The sequence below is a fragment of the Aeromonas sp. PrichA-15 genome (assembly GCF_017939245.1).
In the GTDB taxonomy this organism is placed as follows: domain Bacteria; phylum Pseudomonadota; class Gammaproteobacteria; order Enterobacterales; family Aeromonadaceae; genus Aeromonas; species Aeromonas caviae.
The window spans coordinates 1-7997 of the sequence record NZ_JAGKRH010000123.1; the positions used below are offsets into that span (position 1 = coordinate 1).

Consider the following 7997-nt stretch of genomic DNA (forward strand, 5'->3'; position numbering starts at 1 on the left):
GACACGCCGTTTTAGCCTGTGGAGGCGTGGTGCAATCAGGCCGCCCGATGAAGCAGGAACCCGGTACTGCGCGAGCAGCTATCACCCAGTAATGGGAATCCCCCTCCTGTGACGCGAAGCGCTAAGGTGGGGGAGGATGTCAACAACGACATGAACATCCAGATCGCCACGGCCGCCGAGGAGCAGCACGCGGTCTCCGAGGAGATCAACAAGAACCTGGTGGCCATCCAGCAGATCGTCAGCGAGCTGACCGAGGCGTCCGGGGAGTCCAGCACCACCACCCGCGCCCTGGCAGGCACGGGTGACAAATTGCGCCAACTCGTCTCCCGCTTCCGTTACTAATCACATTTTTGCCGTCTGGACAGGATTTCCAGACGGCAAATTTGGGGATCGGCGCAGAATGTGTGAAAATCGCGCCATTCGTTCCTTTCGTTAGCCCCAACCCTATGAATGAGATCGTGAAAGGCAGTATCGATTTGATCCGTCAGCTCAACTACGGCCTGGTCTATGCCAGCCTGGAGGAGCACAAGGAGCTGTCCCGTACCGATCTGTCCCGTCTGACCGGCCTGTCGCCGGCCAGCATCACCAAGATCACCCGCGAGCTGCTGGACGGCGGCCTGGTGGTCACCTGCGGCGAGAGCTCGGTGGGGCGTGGCCGTCGCCAGACCCTGCTGCGCATCAACGAGCGCCGCTTCCAGTTTCTCTCCATGCGCCTGGGGCGCGGCTATGTGGACATGGCCCTGTTCGATCTCGCGGGTCACTCCCTGGCACGCCATCGCCATGTCTTCAACGAGGCGGAGCGTGCCGAGCTGCTGGCCAGCCTGGTGCGGGCCATCGAGGGCTTTTTGCCCAAGAAGGCGCTGCGTCTGGCCTGCATCGCCCTCTGCCTGCCTGGCCAGGTGGAGCGCCACTCCGGCATGGTCAAGCATTTTCCCTATTACGATCTGCGCAACTGGCCCCTCGGTCCCACCCTGCAGGAAGCCTTCTCGGTACCCGTGCTGGTGAGCGGCGACGTGCGCACCTGGATCCAGGCCGAGCGGGAGTGGGGCGCCGCCAGGAACTGCTCGGATGCGGTGCTGGTGTTCGTGCACAACGACATCGGGGTCGGCATGGTGGTCAATGGCCAGCTCATCGAGAGCGAGTCGGCTCTGCTCGGGGATCTCAGCCACCTGCAGCTCGAACCCTATGGCCAGCGCTGCTACTGCGGTGGCTTCGGCTGCGCCTGCACCCTCGTGACCAATCAGGCGCTGGAGGCGCAATATCGGGAGCTGCGCGAACGGATGCAGGAGTTCGATCTGCCCGAAAGCGTCACCATACGCGAGCTGTGCGAGCTGGCGCTGGCCGGCAACAGCCTGTGTCAGGACATCCTGCACCAGGCAGCAGGCCGCCTCTCCCGGGTGCTGGCGAACCTCATCTGCCTGCTCAATCCGGGCAAGCTGCTGCTCGGGGGGGAGATCACCCGGGCCGATCGACTGCTCTTCCCCATGTTGCACCAGTCCCTGGCAAGCCAGTTGCCCGCCGAGTACCTGGTGCGCCTGCAGATTGAATCCACCCACTTCTACGAAGATCCCACCAAACCCACCTCGGTGCAGGTGCACAAGGCCCTGCGCGATGGCAGTCTGCTGCTCGACTTGTTGCGAGGCGACAAGGAGGCATGAGGCTCGGGTTGCAAGGACGCTTCCTGCTCATTCTCTGTCTGGTCAGTCTGCTGCAACTGGTGTTGCTGAGCGGGGCCAGCTACTACTATGTCGCCGAGCAGCGCTACCGTGAGGTGGGGGATCAGGCCCTGGATGTGGCACGGCTGGTGGCGCGGGAGTCCGGCGTCATCGCCGGGGTGAAGCGGGCGGATACGGTCCGCCTCAATGCCCTGGTGGAGCGGATCCGCGCCGAGGTCGGGGCCAGCTACATCGTCATCGGGGACAGGCAGGCACGCCGCCTGGCGCACCCCAATGCGGACCGGATTGGCAAACCCATGGTGGGTGATGATCCCGAGCGTGCCCTGCAGGGGGAGGCCTATATCTCCAGGGCCCAGGGGTCCCTCGGGGTCTCGGTGCGCGGCAAGGGGCCCATCCGTGACGAGATGGGCAAGATCATCGGGGTGGTGTCGGTCGGCTATCTGGTGCGGGACATCGATGCGGATCTGCAGGACTATTTGCGCTTCGGCCTGGCCATGACCTTGCTCATCGTGCTGCTCAACAGTGTCGCCGCCGCCTGGCTGGCCCGGCGCTACAAGAAGGCGATTTTCGGCTTTGAACCCGAGCAGATGGGGCGTCTCTATGCGGAGCTAGACTGTACCCTGCGCACGGTGCGCGAGGGGATCCTCACCATCGACGAGCAAGGGCGCCTCACCTCTCTGAACCCCAACGGCATCAAGCTGCTGCGCCTGGACGACACCACTGCCCGGGCCGCTATTGGACAGCCCATCGGTCACCTGCTGCCGGGCAGTCGCATGCTCTCCATCCTGCAAGAGCAGACCCCCCAGTTTGACGAGGAGATCGTGCTCAACGGCCAGTCCCTCATCGTCAACCGGTTGCCGCTGGTGCGCGAGGGCAAGCTGATCGGCGCCGTGTCGAGCTTTCGGCGCAAGGACGAGCTGGCGGAACTCAGTGCCCAGCTCTCCCAGGTGCAGGCCTACAGCGATCTGCTGCGGGTGCAGACCCACGAGCACAACAACCAGCTTGGGACCATCGCTGGCCTCATTGAGCTCGGGGCCACCCGGGAGGCGCTCGCCTTCATCGGGCGGGAGGCGGCCACCGAGCAGACCCTGCTCGGCTTCCTGATGGGGGCCATCGCCAAACCCAAGGTGGCGGGGCTGCTGCTCGGCAAATACCACAGGGCCCACGAACTCGGTCTTGAGCTCGTGATCGATCCCGATGCCCGTCTGCACGACATTCCTGCCCGTGTCAGCGGTTCCCAGCTGGTAACGGTGCTGGGCAACCTCATCGACAACGCCTTCGAGGCGACCCGCCGCCACGGTGCGCCCTATCAGCCCATCCGGGTTTCCCTGAGCGATCTGGGGCAGGATCTGGTGCTGGAGGTGGAAGACGGGGCTGGCGGCATCGACCCGCAGTTGGCGGACAGGTTGTTCGAACAGGGGGTCAGTAGCAAGCCCGAGCCAGGACACGGTATCGGGCTCTCCCTGGTGCGCAAGACCCTGGATGCCCTGCAGGGGGAGATCACCATCGAAGCCACGACGCAGGGAAGTTGCGTCGTCTGTTACATTCCCAAGGAGGTGTAAGTGATCAAGATCCTGATCGTCGAGGATGATCCCGCCATTGCCGAGATCCACCGCCGCTTCGTGCAGCGCCTCGCCGGTTTCGAGGTGCTGGGGGTGGCGCTCACCCTGTTCGATGCCAGGGAGCAGATAGGGATCCTCAAACCCGATCTGGTGCTGCTGGATGTCTGGTTGCCCGATGGAGAGGGGTTCTCGCTATTGAGAGAGCTGCGCCAGGCGGGGGCGAGTCTGGATGTGATCCTGCTCACCGCGGCGCGGGAAGCCGCTGCCCTGCAGGAGGCGATGCGCCTCGGGGTGGTGGATTTCATTTTGAAGCCCGTGGTGTTCGAGCGGCTGCGCGACACCCTGGAGAAGTACCGTCAGAGCATCGCCGCCCTGGCGGCGTTGGCCGACATCGACCAGCAGGCGGTGGACACCCTGTTCGGTACGCCGTTGCAGCAGGTGGCGGCAGAGGGACTGCCCAAGGGCATCGATGCTCTCACCCTGCAGCGGGTGCTGACGGCCCTGACTCCGGAGGCCGCCAGTGCCGAGGAGATAGGCTGCCGGATAGGGGTGAGCCGGACCACGGCGCGCCGCTATCTGGAATTTCTGGTGGGGCAGCAACTGGCGAGCCCCGAGCTCGAATATGGCACCGTCGGGCGGCCGGAGCGGCGTTACCGCAAGCCGTGATCCGGTCGTCCGGAACCTGTCGTCCAGACAAGAAAAGAGCGCCTTTCGGCGCTCTTTTTGTCAGGATTTGCTTCCCGTGGGCATCAAGGTCTCTACGCGTGATGGGGCAGGGTTCAGAGGTGGCAGAGGCTCATCGATTCAGTGGCTGGTGGCAAGCTCCCCCTTGGGGGCCCGGCGAGCCTGCCACCACTGCCAGACGGGCAGCAGCAACATGGTCAGGGTGATCACCGTGAAGGCGAGGGTGATGGGGCGCTCCCACAGGAAGCTCAGGCTGCCGTCGTTGATCACCAGGGCCCGGCGCAGGTTGTCCTCCAGCATACCCCCCAGGATGAAACCGAGCAGCATGGGGGCCATGGGGAAGGTGAGCAGGCGCAGGCCGATGGCGATCAGTGCAACGATGGCCATCACATGGATGTCCATGGTGTTGAAGGAGACCAGATAGACCCCGGTCAGGGAGAACAGCAGCACCATGGGGATGAGCACGGGGCGCGGCACCGCCAGTACCCGGGCCAGGTAGGGGATGAGGGGGAGGTTCAGGATCAACAGCACCACGTTGCCCAGATACATGGAGATGATCACCGACCAGAAGACGTCCGGATGCTCCATGAACAGACGCGGGCCCGGCTGGATGCCGTAGGCCACCAGGGCGCCCAGGATGAGGGCCGTGGTGCCGGAGCCCGGGATCCCCAGGGTCAGCAGGGGCACGAAGGAGCCGGTGGAGGCGGCGTTGTTGGCCGCTTCCGGGGCGGCCAGACCGCGCAGGCTGCCCTTGCCGAACTGCTCCTGGCGCTGTTTGCCGGCGATGTTGCGCTCGGTGCCATAGGCCATGAAGGCGGCGATGGTGGCGCCGGCTCCCGGCAGCACGCCGATGAGAAAGCCCAGCACCGAGGAGCGGGCGATGGGGGGCGCTATCTCTCTGACCTCTTCCTTGCTGAGCTTGAGGCTGCCGAGCTGCTGCATCTGCCTGGCCTCTTCCTCGCTGTTGTCCTTGCCGGGGCGCAGCACCGCCATCAGGATCTCCGCGAGGGCAAAGGTGGCCATGGCCAGCAGCAGGAAGGAGAAGCCGTCACGCAGATCCGGCAACCCGAAGGTGAACCTGTCTACCCCGACGCTGCGGTCGATGCCGATGGTGGAGATCATGATGCCGAACAGCGCCATGATCAGCGCTTTGAGCACCTGCCCCTTGCCGGCAAAGGCTGCCACGGCGGAGAGGCCCAGCACCATGAGGGCGAAGTAGTCCGCCGACTGGAAGGAGAGGGAGACCTTGGCCAGCAGGGGCGCCGCCACCATCAGCATGATGGCGGAGAGGGTGCCGCCGGTGAAGGAGGCGTAGGCGGCGATGGCCAGCGCCTTGCCCGCCTGTCCCTTGCAGGCCAGGGGATAGCCGTCGAAGGCGGTGACCACGGTGGCGGAGCAGCCGGGGGCGTTGATCAGGATGGAGGAGGTGGAGCCCCCGAAGATGGCGCCGTAATAGACCCCCGCCATCAAGATGATGCCGGAGGAGGGATCCAGGCCATAGGTGATGGGGATCATCAGGGCGATGGCGGTGACCGGGCCAAGGCCCGGCAACATGCCGATAAAGGTGCCGATGAAGCAGCCAAGCACCACCATCATCAGGTTGACCGGCAGCAGTGCAGTGCCGAGTCCTTGCAAGATTCCGTCTAACATGGTGACTCCTTAGAAACCGAGCAGGGTGAACAGGCGACCCGGCTCCAGATAGACGTTGAGCCCCTTGGTGAGCAGGGCCCAGAAACCGATGGAGAAGGGGACGCTGATCATCAGGCCGTAGCGCAGACTGGGCTCACCGAGCACCCGGATGCCCACACTCAGGAAGGCGATGGTCGAGAGCACGAAGCCAAACCAGGTGAGCCCCAATCCGTAAATGACCATGAGCCCGAGCAGGATGAAGACCCGGCGCCAGTCTCCCTCTTCCCGGCGCAGGGGCTCGCCCCCGGGGAAGAGCACCAGCAGCAGGGAGAGCAGCGTCCCGATCCCTGCCAGGGCATAGGGCAGGGTACTGGCGGTGAAGGGTTCGTATTCGTCGCCGGGGTAGCCCGGTATCTCGGTGGCGTAGTAGCCATAGGTGAGGGAGAGCAGCAGAAACAGCAGGCCCCCCAGTCGCTCCTTGGTGATGTTCATCTCTTGACTCCAACATGGGCGGCGGGCCTGCGCCCGCCTGCGATGTGACAACGAGGGTTACTTGATGAAGCCGAGCTCGCGCATCAGGCCGCCGATCTGCTGCTCCTGGCCGTCGAGGAAGGCGGTGAACTCGGGACCCGACTTGTAGAGGTTGGTCCAGCTGTTGCGGGTGCGGACCACTTCCCACTCCGGCTTGTCGTACATCTGCTTGAGCAGGGCGGCAAACTCGGCGGATTTCTCCGGGCTGATGGTGGGGGAGGCGAAGTAACCGCGCCAGTTGGCGAAGACGGTGGGGTTGTTCTGCTCGCTGAAGGTGGGGATCTGCTCCGCCCCCGGCAGGCGTTTGTCGGAAGTGACCCCGAGGATCCGCATCTGGCCTGACTTGACCGCTTCCATCGCCTCGCCAAAGCCGGTGGAGATGGCCTGGGTCTCTCCGGCCAGCACGGCGGCCATGGCGCTGCCGCCGGCATCGTAGGCGACGTAGCGCAGTTTGCTGGCGTCGGCGCCGGCATTCTTGAAGGTCAGGGCGGCGACCAGGTGATCCAGGCTGCCACGGGCGGAACCCCCGGCAATCTTCACCTTGGCCGGGTTCTCCTCGTAGGCGGCCAGCAGCTGGGCCCAGTTCTGATAGGGGGAGTCCGCCTTCACCGCCAGCGCCTGGTAGTCGGCGATGATGGCGGCCACCGGCGTCAGATCACGGAAGGACTGGGGCAGCTCCTTGGAGAGGGATTTGACGATGATGGGGGTGGAGTTGACCATCAGAGTCTTGTCGGACTGGGCCGAGGTCTCGATGAGGTGGGCGATGGCCTTGGCGCCGCCACCGGCGGACATGTTCTGGTAGGAGACGGTCTTGACCAGACCGGACTTGGCCAGCACTTCACCGGTGCCGCGGGCCGTGGTATCCCAGCCGCCGCCAGCGCCGCCCGGGATCAGGAAGTGGACTTCGTTGATCTGGGCGTGGGCGCCGACGCTCAGTGCGAGCAGACTACCGATCAGGGTACGCTTGAAGGTTCCTTGCAACATGGTGCTCTCCTTGTGATTGTTGCAAGAAGGTTAATTAATCATGTCTGACTGGAAAACAATCTGACCGTAATGGCTATTAAGGCTGTTGTGGCCATTGTGTTCATTCTGGTCATGGGCCGAAGAGGGGGGCGCGTATAGAAACGAGGCGCCCGTGAGCGCCTCGTCCGGCAAGGATCACTGGGTCGGTTTCGCCGCCGATGTGCTGATGTCCTCCTTCGCCTCCTGTTTCAGGGCATCGCTCGCCTGCTGGCGCAGAGCCACCTGCTCCATCTTAAATGCGAAAGGGGACTCCCTCCGACGTAGGTGGGAGAGGAATTTCGCCGGGGCGTCAGCCCCGCTGGTTTTGAATGTATTGCTTGATCACCTCTAACGGCGCACCGCCGCAAGAGCCCGCAAAGTAAGAGCGTGACCAGAGTACGGGTTTGCTGTAAGCACCTCTCAAGTCCAGAAATTCATTACGCAGTCGCCTTGATGTGACCGCCTTTAACGAGTTCACCAGTACCGATAGCTGCACTGTTGGGCCGTACTCTATCAGCATGTGAACATGATCAGCCTCTCCGTCACACTCTTTCAGTTCCGCACCAAAATCTCTGCAAACCTCTGCCGCACACTGACCGAAGGAGGTGTGATGCAGTTCCCCCAATATCGGCTTTCGATACTTGGTGATAAACACCAAGTGTACGTGCAAAACGTAGGCCGCATGGCGTGATTTATTAATTTTAGTGAATTGCATTCTGTCACTCAATCGGGCTTAATAGATATGGCAATAATGCTACACACTGAGCGATAAATGCAAATTCTGAAAGCCTACAAGTTCCGACTCGAACCGACCGCCCAACAAGCGCAACGCCTGCGCCAGTTGGGCGGTTGTGCTCGTTATGTCTGGAATCACGGGCTGGCAGAGACAAAGCGCATTCTGGATGCTGGCGAA

General features: G+C 63.3%; 7 protein-coding genes and 1 pseudogene. 4 read left to right on the forward strand and 4 right to left on the reverse strand.

The window, feature by feature from the left end; genetic code table 11:
• Nucleotides 1-144: 144 nt before the first annotated feature.
• From J9889_RS15105 to J9889_RS15120, 4 genes and pseudogenes are all read left to right on the forward strand, one after another.
• Nucleotides 145-342 (forward strand): annotated as a pseudogene (locus tag J9889_RS15105) (methyl-accepting chemotaxis protein); the annotation flags it as partial.
• A 104-nt stretch (nt 343-446) separates the two neighbouring features.
• Entirely contained in the window at nt 447-1658 is a 1212-nt protein-coding gene (locus tag J9889_RS15110) for an ROK family transcriptional regulator (protein ID WP_029314606.1), read from the forward strand.
• Nucleotides 1655-3238, forward strand: coding sequence for a sensor histidine kinase (locus J9889_RS15115; RefSeq protein WP_052815431.1), 1584 nt, complete (start codon nt 1655-1657; stop codon nt 3236-3238). The genes J9889_RS15110 and J9889_RS15115 overlap by 4 nt, the downstream gene beginning before the upstream one ends.
• Nucleotides 3239-3904: a response regulator gene (locus J9889_RS15120; RefSeq protein ID WP_052815430.1), complete on the forward strand. Its 666-nt coding sequence runs from the start codon at nt 3239-3241 to the stop codon at nt 3902-3904.
• Between the two features lie 138 nt (nt 3905-4042).
• Here J9889_RS15120 and J9889_RS15125 read toward each other — a convergent pair whose 3' ends face one another.
• The 4 genes from J9889_RS15125 to tnpA form a co-directional block, all read right to left on the reverse strand.
• Nucleotides 4043-5572 (reverse strand): tripartite tricarboxylate transporter permease, encoded by a 1530-nt coding sequence (locus J9889_RS15125; RefSeq protein ID WP_053288415.1) that lies wholly within the window; start codon nt 5570-5572, stop codon nt 4043-4045.
• Nucleotides 5573-5581: 9 nt separating this feature from the next.
• Nucleotides 5582-6043: a tripartite tricarboxylate transporter TctB family protein gene (locus tag J9889_RS15130; protein WP_052815428.1), complete on the reverse strand. Its 462-nt coding sequence runs from the start codon at nt 6041-6043 to the stop codon at nt 5582-5584.
• A gap of 57 nt (nt 6044-6100) precedes the next feature.
• On the reverse strand, nt 6101-7066 hold the full coding sequence (locus J9889_RS15135) for a tripartite tricarboxylate transporter substrate-binding protein (RefSeq protein WP_052815427.1): 966 nt from the start codon (nt 7064-7066) through the stop codon (nt 6101-6103).
• Between the two features lie 328 nt (nt 7067-7394).
• The gene (gene tnpA / locus J9889_RS15140) at nt 7395-7799 is read right to left on the reverse strand and encodes an IS200/IS605 family transposase (protein ID WP_069785657.1); all 405 of its coding nucleotides are present in this window, start codon (nt 7797-7799) and stop codon (nt 7395-7397) included.
• Between the last annotated feature and the right edge of the window lie 198 nt (nt 7800-7997).

Excerpts from the sequence above, each read along its gene's own strand:
- J9889_RS15110 (WP_029314606.1), top strand. The coding sequence starts at position 447 with ATGAATGAGATCGTGAAAGGCAGTATCGATTTGATCCGTCAGCTCAAC.
- J9889_RS15115 (WP_052815431.1), top strand. The coding sequence starts at position 1,655 with ATGAGGCTCGGGTTGCAAGGACGCTTCCTGCTCATTCTCTGTCTGGTC.
- J9889_RS15125 (WP_053288415.1), bottom strand. The coding sequence starts at position 5,572 with ATGTTAGACGGAATCTTGCAAGGACTCGGCACTGCACTGCTGCCGGTC.
- J9889_RS15130 (WP_052815428.1), bottom strand. The coding sequence starts at position 6,043 with ATGAACATCACCAAGGAGCGACTGGGGGGCCTGCTGTTTCTGCTGCTC.
- J9889_RS15135 (WP_052815427.1), bottom strand. The coding sequence starts at position 7,066 with ATGTTGCAAGGAACCTTCAAGCGTACCCTGATCGGTAGTCTGCTCGCA.
- tnpA (WP_069785657.1), bottom strand. The coding sequence starts at position 7,799 with ATGCAATTCACTAAAATTAATAAATCACGCCATGCGGCCTACGTTTTG.